At 61.5% G+C, this 17831-nt stretch carries 28 protein-coding genes; 24 read left to right on the top strand and 4 right to left on the bottom strand.

The genetic code is table 11. The features are described from left to right. Positions 1-55: 55 nt before the first annotated feature. From K307_RS38515 to K307_RS48315, 3 genes are all read right to left on the bottom strand, one after another. On the bottom strand, positions 56-352 hold the full coding sequence (locus K307_RS38515; RefSeq protein ID WP_042886322.1) for a TM2 domain-containing protein: 297 nt from the start codon (positions 350-352) through the stop codon (positions 56-58). Between the two features lie 95 nt (positions 353-447). After that, complete coding sequence (locus K307_RS38510; RefSeq protein ID WP_230626335.1) at positions 448-1005, bottom strand: SHOCT domain-containing protein; 558 nt, start codon at positions 1003-1005, stop codon at positions 448-450. 138 nt (positions 1006-1143) lie between these two features. Further along, a complete protein-coding gene (locus K307_RS48315) occupies positions 1144-2190 on the bottom strand; it encodes a S24 family peptidase (protein ID WP_155301355.1) in 1047 nt (348 codons plus the stop codon). 40 nt (positions 2191-2230) lie between these two features. Between K307_RS48315 and K307_RS38500 the strand changes: the two genes are divergently transcribed. The 4 genes from K307_RS38500 to K307_RS38485 all read left to right on the top strand — a co-directional run bounded on the left by K307_RS38500 (position 2231) and on the right by K307_RS38485 (position 3558). Next, positions 2231-2479: a transcriptional regulator gene (locus K307_RS38500; RefSeq protein WP_051975381.1), complete on the top strand. Its 249-nt coding sequence runs from the start codon at positions 2231-2233 to the stop codon at positions 2477-2479. Between the two features lie 82 nt (positions 2480-2561). Continuing rightward, positions 2562-2954, top strand: coding sequence for a hypothetical protein (locus K307_RS38495; protein ID WP_155301354.1), 393 nt, complete (start codon positions 2562-2564; stop codon positions 2952-2954). A gap of 63 nt (positions 2955-3017) precedes the next feature. Beyond that, the gene (locus K307_RS38490; RefSeq protein ID WP_042886319.1) at positions 3018-3353 is read left to right on the top strand and encodes a hypothetical protein; all 336 of its coding nucleotides are present in this window, start codon (positions 3018-3020) and stop codon (positions 3351-3353) included. 13 nt (positions 3354-3366) lie between these two features. Further along, a complete protein-coding gene (locus K307_RS38485; RefSeq protein ID WP_155301353.1) occupies positions 3367-3558 on the top strand; it encodes a hypothetical protein in 192 nt (63 codons plus the stop codon). A 47-nt stretch (positions 3559-3605) separates the two neighbouring features. Here the strand turns inward: K307_RS38485 and K307_RS38480 are convergent, their stop codons facing one another. Then, positions 3606-3794 carry a hypothetical protein gene (locus K307_RS38480; protein ID WP_042886316.1) on the bottom strand — a complete coding sequence of 63 codons (189 nt, stop codon included), beginning with the start codon at positions 3792-3794 and terminating at the stop codon, positions 3606-3608. A gap of 194 nt (positions 3795-3988) precedes the next feature. Here K307_RS38480 and K307_RS38475 point away from each other — a divergent pair, with 194 nt between their 5' ends. The 20 genes from K307_RS38475 (at position 3989) to K307_RS44700 (ending at position 17831) form a co-directional block, all read left to right on the top strand. Then, entirely contained in the window at positions 3989-4336 is a 348-nt protein-coding gene (locus tag K307_RS38475; protein WP_051975380.1) for a Ref family recombination enhancement nuclease, read from the top strand. After that, positions 4333-4551 (top strand): DUF1376 domain-containing protein, encoded by a 219-nt coding sequence (locus K307_RS38470; RefSeq protein ID WP_051975379.1) that lies wholly within the window; start codon positions 4333-4335, stop codon positions 4549-4551. The genes K307_RS38475 and K307_RS38470 overlap by 4 nt, the downstream gene beginning before the upstream one ends. Next, positions 4548-5417, top strand: a complete 870-nt coding sequence (locus tag K307_RS44705) for a hypothetical protein (RefSeq protein ID WP_155301352.1) — start codon at positions 4548-4550, stop codon at positions 5415-5417. Before K307_RS38470 ends, K307_RS44705 begins: the two co-directional genes overlap by 4 nt. Next, positions 5414-5653, top strand: a complete 240-nt coding sequence (locus K307_RS38465) for a hypothetical protein (protein ID WP_042886315.1) — start codon at positions 5414-5416, stop codon at positions 5651-5653. Before K307_RS44705 ends, K307_RS38465 begins: the two co-directional genes overlap by 4 nt. Beyond that, on the top strand, positions 5650-6039 hold the full coding sequence (locus K307_RS48695; protein ID WP_063771734.1) for a hypothetical protein: 390 nt from the start codon (positions 5650-5652) through the stop codon (positions 6037-6039). Before K307_RS38465 ends, K307_RS48695 begins: the two co-directional genes overlap by 4 nt. Beyond that, a complete protein-coding gene (locus tag K307_RS38455) occupies positions 6036-6797 on the top strand; it encodes a hypothetical protein (RefSeq protein ID WP_042886314.1) in 762 nt (253 codons plus the stop codon). Before K307_RS48695 ends, K307_RS38455 begins: the two co-directional genes overlap by 4 nt. Further along, positions 6794-7231, top strand: a complete 438-nt coding sequence (locus K307_RS38450; RefSeq protein WP_051975377.1) for a hypothetical protein — start codon at positions 6794-6796, stop codon at positions 7229-7231. The genes K307_RS38455 and K307_RS38450 overlap by 4 nt, the downstream gene beginning before the upstream one ends. A gap of 1 nt (position 7232) precedes the next feature. Next, entirely contained in the window at positions 7233-7697 is a 465-nt protein-coding gene (locus tag K307_RS38445; protein ID WP_042886313.1) for a hypothetical protein, read from the top strand. A gap of 177 nt (positions 7698-7874) precedes the next feature. Further along, positions 7875-8057 (top strand): hypothetical protein, encoded by a 183-nt coding sequence (locus K307_RS48310; protein WP_155301351.1) that lies wholly within the window; start codon positions 7875-7877, stop codon positions 8055-8057. Beyond that, the gene (locus tag K307_RS38440; protein WP_042886312.1) at positions 8050-8265 is read left to right on the top strand and encodes a hypothetical protein; all 216 of its coding nucleotides are present in this window, start codon (positions 8050-8052) and stop codon (positions 8263-8265) included. Before K307_RS48310 ends, K307_RS38440 begins: the two co-directional genes overlap by 8 nt. Before the next feature lies 1 nt (position 8266). Next, on the top strand, positions 8267-8683 hold the full coding sequence (locus K307_RS38435; protein WP_042886311.1) for a hypothetical protein: 417 nt from the start codon (positions 8267-8269) through the stop codon (positions 8681-8683). A gap of 8 nt (positions 8684-8691) precedes the next feature. Continuing rightward, positions 8692-9162, top strand: a complete 471-nt coding sequence (locus K307_RS38430) for a hypothetical protein (protein WP_042886310.1) — start codon at positions 8692-8694, stop codon at positions 9160-9162. A gap of 854 nt (positions 9163-10016) precedes the next feature. Then, a complete protein-coding gene (locus K307_RS48305) occupies positions 10017-11216 on the top strand; it encodes a hypothetical protein (protein WP_155301350.1) in 1200 nt (399 codons plus the stop codon). Positions 11217-11993: 777 nt separating this feature from the next. Continuing rightward, entirely contained in the window at positions 11994-12245 is a 252-nt protein-coding gene (locus K307_RS38425) for a helix-turn-helix transcriptional regulator (protein WP_042886309.1), read from the top strand. Next, on the top strand, positions 12245-12634 hold the full coding sequence (locus K307_RS38420) for a DUF1441 family protein (RefSeq protein WP_051975376.1): 390 nt from the start codon (positions 12245-12247) through the stop codon (positions 12632-12634). The genes K307_RS38425 and K307_RS38420 overlap by 1 nt, the downstream gene beginning before the upstream one ends. Beyond that, positions 12627-14759 (top strand): phage terminase large subunit family protein, encoded by a 2133-nt coding sequence (locus tag K307_RS38415; protein ID WP_051975375.1) that lies wholly within the window; start codon positions 12627-12629, stop codon positions 14757-14759. Before K307_RS38420 ends, K307_RS38415 begins: the two co-directional genes overlap by 8 nt. Before the next feature lie 72 nt (positions 14760-14831). Beyond that, positions 14832-15044, top strand: coding sequence for a phage head-tail joining protein (locus tag K307_RS38410; protein ID WP_042886308.1), 213 nt, complete (start codon positions 14832-14834; stop codon positions 15042-15044). Next, on the top strand, positions 15044-16534 hold the full coding sequence (locus tag K307_RS38405; RefSeq protein WP_063771733.1) for a phage portal protein: 1491 nt from the start codon (positions 15044-15046) through the stop codon (positions 16532-16534). The genes K307_RS38410 and K307_RS38405 overlap by 1 nt, the downstream gene beginning before the upstream one ends. After that, positions 16531-16728: a hypothetical protein gene (locus tag K307_RS38400; protein WP_042886307.1), complete on the top strand. Its 198-nt coding sequence runs from the start codon at positions 16531-16533 to the stop codon at positions 16726-16728. The genes K307_RS38405 and K307_RS38400 overlap by 4 nt, the downstream gene beginning before the upstream one ends. A gap of 125 nt (positions 16729-16853) precedes the next feature. Further along, the gene (locus tag K307_RS44700) at positions 16854-17831 is read left to right on the top strand and encodes a head maturation protease, ClpP-related (RefSeq protein ID WP_196251647.1); all 978 of its coding nucleotides are present in this window, start codon (positions 16854-16856) and stop codon (positions 17829-17831) included.

Below are 17831 nucleotides of genomic sequence, written 5' to 3'. Positions count from 1 at the left end.
GCGCTGCCATATATCAATCCGGCCGCCAGGCCGATGGCTTCACAGCTGCGGAAGCTCAAGCGTTCCCCAGGCTACTCGCCAGTCGCACGTTGTAGTCTCGAATCACACCTGGAAGAAGTACCCCATCAATCAGCACCCATATGCTGACCGCACCGAAAATGAAGAGGCCGACGCCCCATGGGACGAGGAAGCCAAGGATGCTGAGCGCCATTTGGCCGAAGCCAATCGCGTTGGACCCCGCATAGAAGCGGTGGGCCCCAAACATGCCCAAGAAGAACCACAGTGCATAGGCGACGCCGACGCTCTTCTTTTGGGCGTCATACAGCATCATCTCTTTGGCTGAATCGTTCATTGGTCCTTCTCCCCATGGGATGTGCCCGCAGCCCCATGGCGGCCGGCATCCAAACCTTCTGCGGTCCCAACTGAGGGCGACGTGCGCGCATAAGGCTAAATTTCCGAGATAACTTTCGCTTTAATCGTCTCGTACTCGGAATCGCTGATCAGACCGCTATCGAGCATCTCTTTTGCGCGCTTGAGGCGCGAAGTGAGATCTCCCTTGCCAGAGTTGGATTCGTCGTTCCCGAACGACACGTCGCGCGGCGATGATGCCTGGAAGCCGCCCGACTTGGCTCGCAACTCTTCCAACTCGCGAAGCCGCCGCTTTTCGCGCCATGCTTGTTCCTGCGCCTGGCAGGCACGATATACCGCCTGCGCGTCGGCCTTCCTGAGCCCGGTAAATTGGAACGTGCGTACGGTCCCGCCGCTCGCTAAGTCAGGCTGGGTGAGGGCGGTGATCGTAATGTCGCTGCCAAAGATTCCCGCTTTGACGTTTGCCGTTTTGACGTCTTGCCAGCGGATGTCCACTGGCGTGAATCCGCCGATCAAGCCCCGGCTGATGCCGATCAGCCTCCCCGAGGTCGCCGCCACCATGACCCGGCGATGGAGAAGTGCGAAGAGTCGGCGCTGCACGGCGTAGCATTTCGCGACCTCGTTCGGGACCAGCATGGAGTCGAGGTGGGAAAGGGCCTTCCTAATACCGGGTTCAGACGAAGTTATTGGACTTTCCATTCTTAGGTCGCGTTTTTGTGTGAGCTGTGGGTGAGTGGCGCATAAGCTTTCGTCTTCGCCAACACGTATCGGCGATCAATCCGGCCGCCAGACCGAGGACTTCACGATGCCGGCTACGTACTGCAGGCGGACGATCTGTTCCTGAGGAATCCGCAGCATGCCGTGGCGCTCGTTCACGGACGACAGGTGCACGACGCCGTCGCGGACGTAGGCCAGTTCCTTCACCATGACACGGCCGTCTTGGGCCTTTACCAGGACCTCGTCGCCATTGGTTACGGCGCGATTGGGTTCGACAACTACAAACTCTCCGTGCTTGACCCGCGGTCGCATGGACTCACCATTGCAGCGCAATCCGTACGCATCAGGGTCGGCAGTGGGGAAATAGAGGTATCCATCCCCGTGCCCGACTGGATATTCAATATCGACAAAGTGTCCGTTGTCTCCCAACTGCGCCATGCCCCTAACCGGAATCCGTTTGAAAACACTCTGTGGAATTGGGAATGTGTCCTCGGGCAGGCTGGGCTCGTCCAGCTCGGCCTCCTGGAGGTTCGATAGCCGCGCTTCCCCTTTGCCATTGATCAGCCACGCAGGGCTGTAGCCATAGGCCTCTTGCAGCTTGACTGCGTGGTGCAGATGCAGTTTTGGCGCATCCTGCTCAAGCCATGAACGCACGACGGCCGATTCAACGCCCAAGAGCTGCGCCACCCCGGGAATGTCGAGATGCTGCTCCGCCATGACGATGCGCAATCGATCCGATGGCTTCCCGCCAGCCTCGGCGCCAGAAGGGACGGTCGGAACCGTGTCGGTGACGGTACTAGAGGCCCTGCGGATCTCCTCAGCCAGCCGCAGGCTGAACGCATCGACTTCGACACCTAGGCCACGCGCAAAGCCGGTGGCCGCCTTGATATTCAGAGGACGGCGGGCGTTCAGATACTGCCAGACCATGCCCTGGCTGCCGATTTCGAACCGGCTGCCGAATTCCTCCTGGCTCATCTTGCCCTTGCGCTCGCCATAGAGCGCCTTCAGACGCGCGGCGTCTTCGGCTTGCCAGGCTTCGAGAGTTTTGCTTGGTCGCGACATGCGCGCGAGTGTAGCAATGCTATTTGTTTGCACAACAAGCATAGCTATTGACGATTTAACTAGCTATGCTAGTATTTGGTTCATGAAGCTCGCCGAATATCTCGAAACCACGAAGACCAGCCAGGCCGCCTTCGCAAAGCGACTTGGGGTCTCCCAAGGACTCGTCTACCAGTGGATCTCTGGCAAGCGGCCGGTGTCGGCCGAGCAGTGCCCAGTAATCGAGCGGCTCACCGAAGGTGCCGTCGCCTGTGAAGAACTCAACGACAAAGTCGATTGGGCCTTCGTGCGCGAATACTGCTGCAAGAGCAAAAGGTGCAGCAACGGGAAGTAAGCGCAGTTCGCGGTTCATAGAGGCGTCCGAAGTGACGCCTTCATTTGACGCCGCTTGGTACGTGGAACGCTAGGCGGAACAAGTGGAACAACTGTTAGGGAGCGAACAGATGCAACGGGAGATGCCGTTTTTCGAAGTCGTCGGAGAGCCGGAGATGGTTGCGGACTTTCTGATCGCACGCCTGCGCCACGAGGCAGACGCGACAGTCCTCTGCTGGGCGAAACGCCGCGTTCGCTATTCGATCTCGGATGCGGCAGCAATCCTGGGCATGCCCAAGTCGCACCTCTCCAACATCCTGAGCGGGAAGAAGTACCTGCCGTTCGACTTCCGCATCAAGTTCCAGGCTCTCTGCGGCAACTGGGCCATCCGCCAGTACGAAGACAGCGTCTGCGGTTTCGTGACCAGCCGCGAGACAAACGAGCAGCGCCGCATCCGCGAGTTGGAATCCCAAATCGAGGCAATGAAGGCTGCCTGATAACAGCGCGCCGATACAAGGCGCCGCGTACCCAAGTCATTTACCGGAAAGCCGGGGAGAAACATGGAACAAATTTACAGCACCCCCTCGGACCGCCGCATGTCTGAAACGCAAGCGGCCTCGCACGATGCAATCACGAACGCAAAGCGAGTCGTCCAGAACGACATGGTGATGTCCCACTTCACCGGGCCGGCCGTCAAACTGACCCGATGGGATCTCTTCTACCGAACCAATCTCCCTATGGGATCCGTCTGCCGAGTGGCGCGCGGTCTGCTTGATGCTGGCCGCCTGACGGTTTCTGGCGAGCGGAAGTGCGAAGCGACGGGCGCCTGGCAGGAACTGCTGAGCTTGGCTGACGAACCCTCGAGTGCTGCGGCGGCTATGGCCGCAGCGCAGTAACGAGGGCGACAGCATGATCCGCGACCAACTCCTGCTCGACATCGCACCAGAGATCATCGGCGGCAAGCGCCTGCCGAAGCATGCCCAGGTGCGCATGTGCGGCAATAGCGTCAGCCCGCCTATGGCGGCCGCACTGGTTCAGGCGAACGTGCCTGAGATGGGAAGCTGGTCGACCCGCGAGCGAAAACGGCTGGAGGCCGCATGAGTCCTGGCCTCCAACATACTGGTACTAGTAGTACGCAGACTTCTAGATCACTGCTTATCCAGACCCTCCGCCCAGTCCTGGAACATCTTCACTGCATCTGCTTCGGCAGCTTCATGCGAAGGATAGATGGGCTTCGTGCGTGCCGAAGGGGTAGCTGCATTTTCGGGGTAATACATCTCGGTATAGATAAGCCCGGTTGCGGGATCGGTGACCGTTTCAATGCGGAATCGTGCCATTGTTGTCCTCTCGAAATTGTTGAGCTAGCGATGCTGGCATACAAGGCTTCCACTTTCAATCGTACTTCGGTGGGGGTAAAGCCCGCGCAAAATCTGTCGACGACGGATTGGGTTGCGTCATGCTAAAGCGTCGCACCCAACTTCGTCGAAGAACGCCACTGCATTCAACTATTTGGCTGAGACAGACCGCAGGCTTGGTTCCCAGCCCCTTCAAGAAGAAGGGGAAGACGCGCGCGAAGAAGGCGGAGCGCATCTACCTTGATCACGTCGCCGCGCTCGGCTGCGCCTGCTGCCGTCGGCTGGGCCTGGGCGCCACGCCGGCGGAGATCCATCACCCGCGCAAGGGTACCGGCATGGGCCAGCGCGCCGAGCACCGAGACGCCATCCCGCTTTGCCCGGAGCACCACCGCGGCAACACCGGCGTGCACGGTCTGGGCGTGAAGCGCTTTGCTGCCGTGTATGGCTTTGATGAGGCCGAGTTGACCCGTGAGACGCAAACCTTGCTGGCGGCGTACCTGCCGCCCCTGGAGGTATCGAAGTGAGCAAGGCCAAAGACAAGGCGGACGTCTGGATGCCGCTGTTCATCGGCGACTACCTGGCGGACACCACGCGCCTGACCACTGAGCAGCATGGGGCATACCTGCTGCTGCTCATGGACTACTGGCGCAATGGGCCGCCGCCCCACGACGACGCGACGCTGGCGCGCAGATCACGCGCCTTACGGCTGCCGCATGGAAGAGGGCGAAGCCTGCTGTGATCCGATTCTTCAAGGAAGAGAACGGATTGCTGCACCAGAAGCGCGCCGATGAAGAGCTTCGGGCAAGCCAGACGCGGAAAGAAAGTGCCGTAGCAAAAGCCACACTAGCAGCAGAAAAGAGGTGGGGCAGGAAGTCCCCCGGGCATGCCGCAAGCGATGCTCCAAGCATGCTCGAAGCACAACCCGAAGCAGTGCCCGATGGACTGCCCGATGGACTGCCCGGAGCTGTGCCTGAGCAATGCCCTTCACCATCACCATCACCTACTACTTCAAAGGTTAGTGGTGATGTGAACCTCAGCGGCAACGCGGGGGCAGCAGCCCACGCCACATCACACCCGCTGAACCAGACGACCGGCGAGGAAAACCCGCGGCCCGTGCAGTTGGCCATCCTGCTCCGCAAGACCTACGGCATGGCGGTGACCAGCAATCACGCCGACGTCACCGAGATGGTCCGCCTGGCCGTGTCTGACCAGGAGATCGCAGAAGCGGTCGAGGTGTTCGGCATGAAGAAGCCCAACGAGAGGCCGAACGCCGGCTACATCCTGGGGATTATTCGCTCGGCGCGCGAGCAGGCCGCCAAAGCCGCGGCGGCTGTGGCCGGCAAGCCGGCTGACCCAGCTACGCCGACGCAGACCGCCGCCGAGTGGTGGAACAGCATCGAGGGGATCAAGGCGAAAGCCGCGGAACTGAGCGTCGCCTGGAAGGTAGAGGAGGGCGAGCTTTTCATGTCGTTCAAGGTTCGTGTATTCAAGCGCGCAGGGGAAGGCCCGTGGCGCCAGCAGCTCCTGCGGGAGACAGAGCGCGACGAGGCCATGCATGCCCGGATCCTCGCCTTCTTCTATCCATCAGAGCAGGAGGCGGCATGAGCGACCACTGCATTACGTGCCGGCACTTCACTGTGAAGCCTCGCACCGCTGCCGGAGAGGCGCACTTGGAGGCCAGCGACCGGGCCCATGCCCGGGTTGGGATGGGCCGGTGCCTGAAAGAAGCGCTGACGCTGCGCTGGATCGGCGCCGAGGTGCAGGCCTGCGGTAAGCACGCGGCTGTATCGGAGGAACAGGCGGCCCAGCGCCGCGAGTGGATCAAGGGGAGAGGGGTATGAATATCTATCGTCACCAGTTCGTGTGCAAGTGTCCAGCCAACGGCGCGATGATCGTCTACGCGCTGGAGATCGCCAGCAGCACGATGATCCACGCCGAGCACATCATCGCGGCATGCGCGCAGCACCGCAGCGCCTACCACGAAGCCATCGCCGACGGGCTGCACCAAGCGCTGGGCGGCCAGCAGACGTTGCGTGCCCACCATCGCGGCGTCGACATCGAAACGCGCCGCGGCGAACCGGGCGCCCAGGCTGACAGCCAGAAGCGACTGGCCTACATCAGTGCCGTGCATCGCCGCATCCTGGAGTCTGGCGTCTCGGTAGTGGCACAGATCGGCCCGAAGACCAGCGACGACGACGTCGCCCTCCTCGTGGGAGTGTCGGTGTGATCCATTACCACGGAACTCCCATTACCCCGACGACGGCCGCAGCCAAGGCGGTCTTTGCCGGGCACGCCTTCGTGTCGTTCCACCGCCCTGACCAACTCGGCATCGTCCTCGAGGTGGCGCAGTCCTTCGCCGTAGACAACGGCGCCTTCTCCGCCTGGCGCTCTGGCAAGCCGATTACCGACTGGAACCCGTTCTATGAATGGGTGGCCGAGCTTCATCGGTACCCCTCTTTTGACTTCGCCGTGATCCCGGACGTGATCGACGGCGACGAGGAAGCGAACGATGCCCTGCTGGCTGAGTGGCCGTGGCGCGAGCGTGCCCCGTGGGTCGGCGCCCCGGTCTGGCACCTGCACGAAAGCCTGGAGCGCCTGGAACGACTGGCGATGGCATGGCCGCGCGTGTGCCTTGGCAGTTCTGGCGATTACGCGCAGGTCGGCACGGCGGCATGGTGGACGCGCATGTCCGAGGCGATGGATGTGGTGTGCGACAAGCACGGCCGGCCGGTCTGCAAGCTGCACGGCCTGCGCATGCTGGACCCGGAAGTCTTTAGCCGTTTTCCCTTTGCCAGCGCCGACAGCACGAACATCGCCCAGAACGTGGGCATCGACTCGAAGTGGAAGGGCGCCTACACGCCGGCCAGCAAGGAATCGCGAGCTCAGGTCATGCGCGAGCGGATCGAGTCGCGCCAGTCTCTGGTGTTCTGGGATCGCCGCGCCAATCCAATCCAGACCAGCATGTTCATGGGAGCCGCGGCATGAGCAAGATGCTCCGATGGACCGCAGAGCAGCTGGCCGCGCTCCAGGCACGCCAGCCCAAGCCGGCGCCGGCCAAGAAGGCCGACCCGATGGCGCGCTTCCATGCGCTGGGCCGCCTGCCCAAGGACCAGATGAACAAGACCGAGCGCGCCTATTCCATCCTGCTGGACGAAGAGAAGCGCCAAGGGCTTGTCCTCGACTGGAAGTTCCACCCGATGCGTGTGCGCCTGGCTGACAACACGTTCTACGAGGTGGACTTCCTGGTGCTCCCAGCCGACACGCGACTGGAGATCCACGAAACCAAGGGCGGATTCGTGACGGCCCACGGGCAAATGAAGATCAAGTTGTGCGCGGAGGTGTTGCCGTACTTCCGCATGGTGAAGGCAACGAAGCTGCCCATGAAGAAGGGCGGCGGATGGGTGAGGGAGGTTTTCTGAGATGGCCACCAAGAAGAAGCGGGACAAGGCCTACCGGCCGCGCCAGGTGCGCACGAACATCGCCGCGCTGCTGTTCGACAGCGACAAGCCCCTGCAACAGTCTGACCGCGAATCCATCCTCGGCGCCGCGCACTGGTCCGTGCAGGCGCTGGCGCGCGGGGAGGCCACGAAGGACGACTGGCACACCATCGTCAACGCCTTGAACTGCTCTCAGGTGCTGTGTGAGAAGGCCGGCAACCGAGAGGTGGGCTTGGCCGTGATTTATGCCGCGCAGAACGCCATGATCAACATTGGCGAGCGGTGCAAGGCGCTCCGCGCGCTCCGGCTCGGTGTCGGCGACCTGCCGCGGCTCAACGAGGCGATGTCCCTGTACGAGGTCTGCTGGCCACCGTCACGAAGCAACAGCACGCCGCGGCGATCTTCGAGGCAGACCGGCGGATCCGTTCCGGCAACGTCGTGCGGCTGAAGAAGGAGGGCACGCGCCGCATGCCGGCCGCCGGCCTGGACGAAGACCGGGAGGCGGCGTGATGCGCATCAAGATCCGCGGGCTCAACCCGCTCCGCTGGGGATTGGGGTACTGGCGCGCGCCTCGCGGTCGCGCCGTACTCGAGCTCGGTCCAATCGATGTCTACCTGCAGCAGAGATGAAAACAGACCGAAACCGCGCCATCCACCACATGCTGGTCATTGATGGCAAATCCTTGGCGGTCGCAGCCGCCGCTTACGGAATCAGCCGGATGCGCTGCCAGCAGATAGCGTGCGCCGTGGCAAAGACGCGCACGCTGACTGAGGCCCGTGCCAAACAGGAAGGAAGCAAGAATGCCTGACAGCGCCGAAAAATTCTGGATCGTCTGGTCGCCCACCGGGATGACCCCGCCAAAGTACCACCACCCGGGCTATGAGTCCGCCGTGACGGAGGCGGAACGGCTGGCGCGCGAACATCCCGGCCAGGAGTTCATCGTGCTGGGCGCCGAGACCGCGCGCAAGGTCGACAACATGAAGCGCACCGATTTCGCCGTCGGTATGTCGTTCTGACGTGGCAGAGGTCTACCGGGAGTTCACCCTCCGGGGCCGGGCGGACTGGCAGGCGGTGATAGCCACCGTCAAGGCGGCGGCGCCGGCGATGGCTAGCGACGGCCGCCCCCTCAGGGTGATCCTGGTGGACGACGGTGCTGACCGCACGGAAGAGCAGGTCCGCTTCTACTGGGTGGCGGTGATCGAGCCGATCGCCGAGCAGGCGGTGGTCGTTGGTTGCCGGTTCAGCAAGGCGACGTGGCACAAGCACATGAAGGAGCGGTTCCTGCCACCGGAGGAACATCGCCTGCAGGACGGCCGAGTAGTGCTGGTCGAGCCATCAATCGCCCGCGGCGAGATCACTGTCGGCGCCATGGCGGAATACATAAGGCAGGTCGAGGCTCACGCCGCTTCCACCTACGGGGTTGTCTTTGACTGAGCGGGGACATGATGGACAGAATCAAGGCAAACGGAGTGCTGGAGGATGTGAGTGCTGAGATTGGCTACACGGCCACCTCACTGCTGGTGGCTTGGTTCGGTGGCGCCAACGTATATATCCCTGCCACGGCCGACAAGAGTCACCCGGTCGCCCGGCTGATCGGGCATGCCGCCTTCCGCCGCTTGGTTGCCGCATACGGCAGCGAGACACTGTGGATTCCCGGCGGACACCTGGAAGCGATGGACCGGCGCGACCGCCTGATCGCGGAACGCCTGGCACATGGTGCGGGTACGCGCGAGATCGCCGCGGAGTTCGGTATCACCGAGCGCCGGGTACAGCAACTCCGCACCCATGTCGAGAGCAAGGGGCTGATCCCAATGATCCTGCGGGCCCGAGGGCGAATACCGCGCAGCACAGCCCAAGCCGAGCGACCCGACCAAGCCAGCCCCGCCGCTCAACTGACTCTGCCACTCTCCTAAGTCCTGCGCCCTACCTGACGCAATTCTCCAGCCCACCAGTCAGCGGCCTTTATGGATCTTCGCCAAATTGCGGGACGGGAAGGAAAGGGCTGTCTGGGTGCCGGCGTTGCGCAGGAACGGGGCCGACTGCCGCCGAGCAGCAAACTCCGCGGATTGCCGTCGCGACGGAAGCAACAAGAATAGCGCAACCATCTATACATAGCTGGAGACCGCTCCGGCAGAGTATTTCAGCGACCTGCTGCTAGGCCGCTGTAAAACATACGTCGGTCGCCTCCCCGCGGCTAGTGTTGACAGATTGGAAATCTGCGCCGCTCTTCTATATTTATTACAGAATTAAGTAATTTTCAGAGTGTTCCATTTTTGAAAATCCAATGAAAATTTATCGACTACCGTGCACAAATTTCTGGTTCATTGGCGCCAACTATCGCACCAACGTCAATTCGAGATAGAAACGAGTGTGAACTGGCCCTTGAAGTACGTATAGGTGGCAACTATATTGAGTCTAAATTTTGGATGCGGCGCTAAATGTGCAGGAATCTAGTTTTAGCCCGAAGCTTAACGACCTAAACAAATACGGGGAATTCAAGAAGAGGGGCCGTATGTCGCCGCCTGCAAGTTGCGGTGTGATTTCCCCATGGTTTGATTTGCGCGACGCGTACACGTTAGCACGGTTTTGAATGTTCATGGAGGAGGTAATTATGCGGCGGCGAAGGAAGGTATAGAGTCGACCGAAGAGGTCGCGTTTGTCGATGCAATACTCGCAGCGAGGGGCGCTGGGCACGCTCCATCCGGGATGGGCCTGCGCAAACCGATGAGACAACTGTCCGGATTTCAGGGAAAACGGAGACAAAGCCATGCCGCTAACGTTCACTAGCAAACTTTCTATTTGTTCAACCCCACATCTTCAGCTTGGGCAGAGACTCGGTGGCGGCAAACTTGACCTAAAGGGTTGCGGCACAATAACGATTCTGTTTGAGCCTACCTTACATTCTCCCCTGACCCCCATCCGTTTGGCAGATGTAGATTTGCAATGGGACCCGTTTCAGATCGCGCTGCCACAAGGAAGTGTGGTTGAGGTTAAAGATCTGGTAACGACCAGGGAGGACTTCGATTTGCCCGCCTGCACCGGTATTTTGAATCGGGAGACGGAGGAGTTTCACCTGACATTCGCGTTTACGCTGCACCCAGCGCGAATTCATCAAATGGCCCGACTCGGCATTACCCGCCCGATTAGAGTTTCAATCATCGAGCGAGGGCAGTTAAGCATGAAGGAGGGGCGTCTCGTTGAAGCCCACGGGGATCCTTTCACGCTGCGATCGAACCTTCCTGCAGGAATACTCGCGGAACCGATGGCCTCGGGGCATAATAGCAAACACAGTTGCTCCGCGACTGCTCACTTGTATGTCACTTTAGCCGATATTACAGCAGGCGAGCGGGAGCAGGCACGCTATTACATGCCGAAAGAAGCTTGGGTCTGTCCAAAAGATCAGTTTGCGCTATATTGGGTTATCGATAATCAGCAAAGTGCAGTTTCGGCAGAGATTAGTGCTCCCGGCCTCCAAAATATCACAGGTTTTCTTGGGAAAAATCCACCCGTGCTTGCAGGTGTAACTGCATCCCCCGCCCCGCCAGATGTAGATTACACTTTAAGCGTCGTGGACAACGCGGATTGCACGTCTAAAGACAGCGTGCACATCCACCGAGTTGATACCGGCAGTACGCGACTGCTAAGTGCCACGGGCTCAAGCGAAACGAATTTCATTTGGTCTCTTGATATTCCTAAATTCACTAACAGCTCATCGATAATTGTGACATCTATTAGGACTGTCGAATGTTTTACTGGTGGTGGCTATGCTGACTGGGCCTGCCAAAAAACTGATCCAGATGGCCAAGTTCGAAATTTTCCAGTGCACGTCAATCCGACAACTCCTTTTTTATTTCCTCTGGTTGGATCGTATCTCTTTCAGCCCACAAATCTGAATAATTTCGTGGGGAGTGGGCAGCATATTAACGCGAACAATGCTTGCTTCTTAGTTACCCTTAAATGCTCATGAGCATGGAAGATAACGGAACGCCAGTCGGCCCTTGGAATCCGATGCTGCCGCTGTCGCGCGGAATGAAAGACTTGATTCTTGCGGCAATCACTGGGAACTCGCCTCACTGCTGGGCGACAGGACCTTGCCTCACGTCTGCGCAGGGCGCGTCTGGAGCGACATCCGCGGAAGCCAGTTCGGTAGCGTTCATTATGGTTGAAATTCGAATGACCGGAAATGACCGATTCTGTTGAGAAACTCGACAGAATCGGTTTCCGACGGGATTTCGGGGGTACCCAACCCCCTCAACCGATCAACGATCATTCAATACAGGCCGATCTGAGAGGTCAAGTTTTGACAGGTCTGGCCTTCTGAAGGGGCGGATCGAGTTTTTCAACAGAATCGGTCTGGAAGGGTCGGCTGTAAGCCGTCGGTCGTTACCACCCACTTCGGTCAAGCGTGTGTCGAGCACGCGCAACCGCTACTGAGGTAGCCAGTCTGCTGCCGCCAGAAATCTGGGGTGCCGTCGCCCCGCCTCAGACATCGGCCCCTGTTAGCTCTTCGGGCGGCTATTTTGAACCAGGGCACGGCCAATCGCTGGGGTCCCTATAGGGGAAATGCTACGTGCGGGGCCAAAGAGCCGCGGCCTGCGGGGGTTTTTCGGGTTTTCAAACTTGATTCGGGCAGCAATTCCCATGGCTTAACCGTGAAACGGGCGCCGCAGCCCCGAAACATTCTCTCTAGCCCCCGAAATCCAGCCGCAGGACGCCCCAGCACTGAAAATCGCACCATGCGGGCATGGAAATTAATCAAGTCGCGCCGTCCGCGCCACCTGGCCTCTACCGGCTCGCCGCAGCCGCAGCCGTGGTCGGCATTTCCGTTGACCTGCTGGAGGCGTCGATCAAGCGGGGAGACATTCCCGTCAATCTGGTAAAGCTGGGCGAACGCGGCCTTGCCTTCGTGCGCGCGACCGAGTTGCATGCCTGGCTGACCGGTCCTGTGGCCAGCGTTTCCCCGGCTGACGGCACTGGCGCAGGGGGCGGGAGCTAATGAGCGAGACGATGCAGCCCCGTGCCGCCAAGGGTAATGGCCACGGGGGCGCCCGCCCTGGCGCTGGCCGGAAGCCGAAAGAATACGTGAAGCCGGAGGCTATCGAAGACTTCGAGGAAGCCAGGGCGCGTAACGAATCGGCAAAGGCCGACCTGAACGAGCTGGAGTTCAAGATCAAGAGTGGCGAATACGTCGCGAGATCTGCGGTCATTCAGGCGACCGCGACCGCTTACGCCACCATTGCCCAGACTCTGCGCTCGCTGCCCGATCACCTCGAGCGCCGCCTCGCTCTGGCGCCGGAAGTCGCGGAGGAAGTGGGGCGACAGATTGATGAGGCGCTTGGCGAGCTGGCTGCCGTCTTTGAGCGGATGGAGTCCAACGATGCTTGACGACTTCCAACACTACGACGTGGCGCTAGCCGATGTCATCAGCCCCTATGCCGCCTTCCGGCCGCCGAAGCGGGTGTCGGTGAGCGAGGGCGCGGCGCAGAACCTGATCATCAAGCAGACCGGCGGCCCGGCGACACCCTGGTCGCCCGACGAGACGCCGTACATGGTCGAGCCGATGAACATGCTCGCCAGCCGGCGTCACGAAGCCCTGGCGTTTGTTGGACCTGCGCGGACCGGGAAGACCGCGGCTCTGCTGCTGGGATGGATGGCGCATGCAGTCGTCAACGACCCGGGCGATATGCTGTTCGTGCAGATGTCACAGGACAAGGCCCGCGAGTTCAGTAAGACGGATATTGACCGGGCGCTGCGGCATTCGCCCAGCCTGGCCGAGATGAAGTCCGGGGCGAGCCAGGACGACACCGTGCATGACAAGCAGTTCAAGCACGGCATGTGGCTGAAGATTGGCTGGCCGACCGTCTCAAACTTGTCGGGCTCAACCTACCGATACGTGGCCTTCACCGATCTCGACCGCATGCCGGACGACATCGGTGGGGAAGGCGCGCCGTTTCCGCTAGGGCTGAAGCGGACGACCACGTTCATGTCCCGCGGCATGGCGCTGGCCGAGTCGTCCCCGGGCCGGGATCTCACCGACCCCAACTGGCAGCCGGCCACGCCGCACGAGGCCCCTCCAACGAACGGCATTCTCGGCCTCTACAACGGTTCCGACCGCCGCCGCTGGTACTGGAAATGCCCCGACTGCCGTGAGTGGTTCGAGGCCGAGCCCGGCATGGGTTTGTTCCATCTGCCGCCGCTCGACCAACTCGGGCAGATGGTGCGGGAAGACAGTCTGGACCTGCTGGCAGACCAGTACAACCGCATCATTTGCTCGCACTGCGGTGCCATGCACGCGCCGAAACTGAAGCCCATGCTGAATCGTTGCGGGCTTTGGCTACCCGAAGGGGTGCGCCTGACTATCGACGACGATCCTGTTGGCGAGGCGGTCGTCGCCCCAACAGCGGGCTACTGGGTCGGAGGGGTGGCTGCGGCGTTCCAGTCCTGGAAATCCCTGCTGCTGCGCTACTTCACGGCGCTGCGCCAGTATGAGCTAAGCGGCGACGAGGAACCGCTGAAGAACACAGTGAACGTCGACCAGGGCATGCCTTATATGTCCCGACTGCTGGCCGAAGCCGCTCGAAACAGCGCGGACCCGTCCAGTCGCAAGGAAGACGACTTGCAGCGGTATGTCATCCCCGACGAGGCACGCTGCGTGATGGCGTCGGTCGACGTCCAGGGTGGCGCAAATGCCCGGTTCGTGGTGCAGGCGCACGCTATCGGCCCTCACATGGAGCAATGGCTGATCGACCGCTACTCCATCACAGAGTCCGCGAGGCCGGGCGTGGGGGAGGAGTTCGCGCCAATCGACCCCGCTTCCTATGCCGAAGACTGGGATCTGCTCACAGAGCGGGTCGTGCGCGCGACGTACCGCACGAGCATCGAGGGCAAGGAACTCCAGATCAAGCTCGCCATCGTCGACTCTGGCGGCGAGGACGGCGTTACGGACAAGGCCTACGATTGGTACCGTCGCATCCGCATTCAGGGTTACGCCTCCCGAGTCATGCTCGTGAAGGGCGCCTCCACCAAGACTGCGCCCATCATCCGCGAGTCGCTGGTGGGCGGGAAGAAGGGGAAAGAGGGGGACATCCCGCTCTACATGCTGAACCCGAACCTACTGAAAGACGCGGTTTCCACCGGTTTGAAGCGGCAGAAAGCGGGCGCCGGATACATCCACCTGCCGAGCTGGCTGTCGCCGGCCTTCTACGATGAGATGTTCCGGTCGGAAGTGCGTCTGCCGAATGGGGTTTGGAAGCAGGTGCGCAAGCGGAATGAGGCGTTCGACCTGGCCGGCTACATCCGCGCCGGCTGCCTTCGCCTGTCGCTCGACAAGCTAAAGGATTGGGACAAGGCCCCGCCGTGGGCACGGCCGTTGGCCGAGAACAGCGATCTGATTACCCGGGAAGATCGGCGGGAGATGCAGGAAAACACCCCTATCGCGCCGGCCGTCGCTCCAGCCCCGGCGCAACAGCCTCGGCGTCGCCGCGTCTCACGTTCGCCGTACATGGGGTGAGACGAAATCTGACCGCAGGCGCATGGATGGTGTGCCGCCGAGAATCGGCGTGCATCCATCCAAGGTCACCCCATGCCGGTCACCCAATCCGAAATCGACGTGCTGAACAAGGCCATCGCCGCAGGCGAGCGCCGGGTGACGCTCGGCAGTCAGAGCATCACCTACGCCTCGATCGGCGAACTTATCCAGGCACGCGACGACATGCGGCGGCAGCTGGTTGAGCAGACGCCCACGCCGCCGCGCCGACGTACGCAGATGTACTACGGCGGCCGGGGGTACAAGTGATGTTTGATCGATTCCGCAACGGCGTTTCCCGCGCTATCTCGTCGATCGTCGCTCAGTACGACGCAGGCGGAAACGGACGTCGCATGCGCGGGTGGCGCCCGCCGTCTTCTGGCCCCAATCGGGCAATCACCTCGGCACCGAAGGTACGCGACCGAGCGCGCGACGCCGCGCGCAACGACTGGACAGCCAGCGCCGGCGGTCAGCGGTGGGTGACAAACCTGGTCGGCACCGGCATCGTGCCACGCGCCAAGCGCATCAAGGACAACGCACTCAAGGAGATGGTTACCGGCCTATGGGATAGGTGGGTGGCACAGTCCGATGCCGACTGTGTGCTGAACTTCTATGCGCAGGAGGCGCTGGTCACACGCTCGTGGGTCGAGTCGGGCGAGGTGTTCGGGCGCAAGCGGTGGCGCCGCAAAGGATCGATGGAGGTGCCGTTCCAGGTTCAGGTCATCGAGTCGGACTACTGCCCGCAATTCGACACTGACTCGTGGCCGGGTCTGCCGACGGGCAACAAGATCCGCCAGGGCATCGAACTGGATCGCCTGGGCGCCCGCGTCGCCTACTGGCTCTACAAAGCTCACCCGACCGACTTTGTTGCCGGGAACATCGACAAGTCGCAACTGATCCGCGTGCCGGCCGACGAGATCCTGCACGTTTTCGAGCCGAAGCGCCCCGGCCAGCTCCGCGGTGTTCCTGAGTTCGCGTCTGTCCTGGCACGTCTGCGGAACGTTGCTGACTTCGACGACGCAGTACTCGAACGCCAGAAGCTCGCCAACCTGTTCACGGTGTTCATCGAAAAGCAGGTGCCCACGAGTCCTGATGGCATCGACCCGCTCACGGGCGAGGCGATCAACTATGAGACGGACGGCACGCCGGTCGCGGCCTTGCAGCCCGGGATCTCGCAGGAGCTTCTGCCAGGCGAGAAGGCGGTGTTCAGCGACCCGCCCGAGGCCGGTACGACCTACGCGGACTATATGCGCACGCAGCACCTTGCAACTGCGGCAGGGCAGGGCGTGCCGTATGAGCTGCTGTCGGGCGACATCATCAACGTGTCTGACCGGACGCTGCGCGTCGTCATCCAGGAATTCCGCCGCTTTGTCGAGCAGCGGCAGTGGCATGTGCTCATTCCCATGTTCTGCCAGCGGGTTCGCGACGCTTGGGTTGACCAGGCTGTGCTCGTCGGCGCGTTGCCGACGTCCGTTGCCGAGGACGCCAAGGCAGTCGAATGGGCCCCACACGGCTGGCAATACATCCATCCCGTTCAAGACGTGCAGGGCAAGCAGATGGAAGTCACCGCGGGCTTCCGGTCGCGCTCCAGTGTCATCTCCGAGCGCGGCGACGACCCCGAGCAGGTGGACGACGAGCGTGCGGCCGATAAGAAGCGGGAAGAAGAGCTCGGCCTGCCAACGGCCCCGCTGCCCGCCAATGGAGCACCAGACGGCAATGCACCAAGCGAATACCCCGACTCCAACAAGGCGAAAAAATGACACTGACCGAACTTCTCACGGACCTGTGCAAAGCCGGTGCAGCTGCCGTCGTCGGCGTCACTCAGATCATCACGAATGCACTGCCTGCCGCGCTGCTGTGGGTGACGTTCATCCTCTCGTGCCTGCAGTTGTATGTCTTCATCCGGGACAAGTTGCGGCGCAAGGTCGCGCCTGAAAAGGGCGGTGAGGACTGACCCGAAATCTAACCGCAGGCGTGATTGCTTGCGGATGCCGAGAATCCGCAACATCAAAAAGGACTGCCATGAGAGACTGGTACAAGATCATCGCAAAGGCCGACAGCCAGCCCGCTCAAATCTCGGTGTTTGACGAGATCGGCGCGTGGGGCGTCACGGCCAAAATGTTCATCGACGAGCTGAAGGCGCTTGGCACGGTCAAAAAGATCGACATGGACATCAACAGCCCGGGCGGCTCGGTATTCGACGCCTTGGCGATGTACAACGCGCTGCGAGCTACCGGCGCTGAGATCACCGTGAAGGTGCTGGGTGTGGCCGCCAGCGCGGCGAGCCTGCTGGCGATGGCTGGTGACAAGATCATCATGCCGGAAAACGCCTTCATGATGGTGCATAACCCCATGAACGGCATCTATGGCAACGCTGATGAGATGCGCGACATGGCCGACGTGCTCGACAAGATCGGCGCCTCGCTCATTGGCACCTACGTCGCGCGCACGGGCCGCACCGAAGACGAAGTCAAGGCACTGCTCGCCGCCGAAACGTGGCTGAGCGCCGCAGATGCCGTCGCTCAGGGCTTTGCCGACGAGATGGAGCCGGCTCTGAAGGTGGCCGCAGCCGTGTACGACTTCGACCGCCTGCCGCAGAACGTGCAGGCGTTGTTCAAGGCAGCCGCAGACCCTGCCGCCGCTGAAGCCGCTGCTGCCGAAGCCGCTGCCGCCGCTGCTGCCGCTGCGCCCGTCGCGCTGGCCGATCAGGTGCTCGCGCTGGCGACCGAGGCTGGCCTGGCTGACTTCGCCGCGCACTGGGCGCTGCAGGTCACTGCCATCGAGGACGTGCGCCCGATGATCGCCAACGCCAGCGAGATCCGCGCGCTGTGCGCCGTCGCCAAGCGCCCCGAGGATGCCGCTGCGTTCATTCGTGCCAACACCTCGATCGAGAAGGTGCGCGAGACGCTATGCGCCCGCCTGGCCGCGAAGTCCGAGACCAAGCCGATCGACACGACCCCGCCGGTTAAAGGTTCGACCGCCAATGATGCGCAGTCCAAGGCGGTTTCGTCCACCAGTATTTGGGCTGCGCGCCAAAAAGCCAAACAAGGAGCTTAA

Source organism: Cupriavidus necator A5-1 (assembly GCF_000744095.1).
GTDB lineage: Bacteria > Pseudomonadota > Gammaproteobacteria > Burkholderiales > Burkholderiaceae > Cupriavidus > Cupriavidus necator_A.
The sequence above is the reverse complement of the archived record's forward strand: the minus strand, read 5'-3'. Positions and strand labels throughout refer to the sequence as shown.

What these genes read in the sequence shown, in the direction of transcription:
- K307_RS38450 (WP_051975377.1), top strand. Translation starts at nt 6,794, where the DNA reads ATGAGCAAGATGCTCCGATGGACCGCAGAGCAGCTGGCCGCGCTCCAG.
- K307_RS48315 (WP_155301355.1), bottom strand. Translation starts at nt 2,190, where the DNA reads ATGCTTGTTGTGCAAACAAATAGCATTGCTACACTCGCGCGCATGTCG.
- K307_RS38415 (WP_051975375.1), top strand. Translation starts at nt 12,627, where the DNA reads ATGCTTGACGACTTCCAACACTACGACGTGGCGCTAGCCGATGTCATC.
- K307_RS38500 (WP_051975381.1), top strand. Translation starts at nt 2,231, where the DNA reads ATGAAGCTCGCCGAATATCTCGAAACCACGAAGACCAGCCAGGCCGCC.
- K307_RS38485 (WP_155301353.1), top strand. Translation starts at nt 3,367, where the DNA reads ATGATCCGCGACCAACTCCTGCTCGACATCGCACCAGAGATCATCGGC.
- K307_RS38400 (WP_042886307.1), top strand. Translation starts at nt 16,531, where the DNA reads ATGACACTGACCGAACTTCTCACGGACCTGTGCAAAGCCGGTGCAGCT.
- K307_RS38420 (WP_051975376.1), top strand. Translation starts at nt 12,245, where the DNA reads ATGAGCGAGACGATGCAGCCCCGTGCCGCCAAGGGTAATGGCCACGGG.
- K307_RS38465 (WP_042886315.1), top strand. Translation starts at nt 5,414, where the DNA reads ATGAGCGACCACTGCATTACGTGCCGGCACTTCACTGTGAAGCCTCGC.
- K307_RS38490 (WP_042886319.1), top strand. Translation starts at nt 3,018, where the DNA reads ATGGAACAAATTTACAGCACCCCCTCGGACCGCCGCATGTCTGAAACG.
- K307_RS38510 (WP_230626335.1), bottom strand. Translation starts at nt 1,005, where the DNA reads ATGCTGGTCCCGAACGAGGTCGCGAAATGCTACGCCGTGCAGCGCCGA.
- K307_RS48310 (WP_155301351.1), top strand. Translation starts at nt 7,875, where the DNA reads ATGAAAACAGACCGAAACCGCGCCATCCACCACATGCTGGTCATTGAT.
- K307_RS38430 (WP_042886310.1), top strand. Translation starts at nt 8,692, where the DNA reads ATGATGGACAGAATCAAGGCAAACGGAGTGCTGGAGGATGTGAGTGCT.
- K307_RS38445 (WP_042886313.1), top strand. Translation starts at nt 7,233, where the DNA reads ATGGCCACCAAGAAGAAGCGGGACAAGGCCTACCGGCCGCGCCAGGTG.
- K307_RS48305 (WP_155301350.1), top strand. Translation starts at nt 10,017, where the DNA reads ATGCCGCTAACGTTCACTAGCAAACTTTCTATTTGTTCAACCCCACAT.
- K307_RS48695 (WP_063771734.1), top strand. Translation starts at nt 5,650, where the DNA reads ATGAATATCTATCGTCACCAGTTCGTGTGCAAGTGTCCAGCCAACGGC.
- K307_RS38480 (WP_042886316.1), bottom strand. Translation starts at nt 3,794, where the DNA reads ATGGCACGATTCCGCATTGAAACGGTCACCGATCCCGCAACCGGGCTT.
- K307_RS38405 (WP_063771733.1), top strand. Translation starts at nt 15,044, where the DNA reads ATGTTTGATCGATTCCGCAACGGCGTTTCCCGCGCTATCTCGTCGATC.
- K307_RS38515 (WP_042886322.1), bottom strand. Translation starts at nt 352, where the DNA reads ATGAACGATTCAGCCAAAGAGATGATGCTGTATGACGCCCAAAAGAAG.
- K307_RS38425 (WP_042886309.1), top strand. Translation starts at nt 11,994, where the DNA reads ATGGAAATTAATCAAGTCGCGCCGTCCGCGCCACCTGGCCTCTACCGG.
- K307_RS38440 (WP_042886312.1), top strand. Translation starts at nt 8,050, where the DNA reads ATGCCTGACAGCGCCGAAAAATTCTGGATCGTCTGGTCGCCCACCGGG.
- K307_RS38410 (WP_042886308.1), top strand. Translation starts at nt 14,832, where the DNA reads ATGCCGGTCACCCAATCCGAAATCGACGTGCTGAACAAGGCCATCGCC.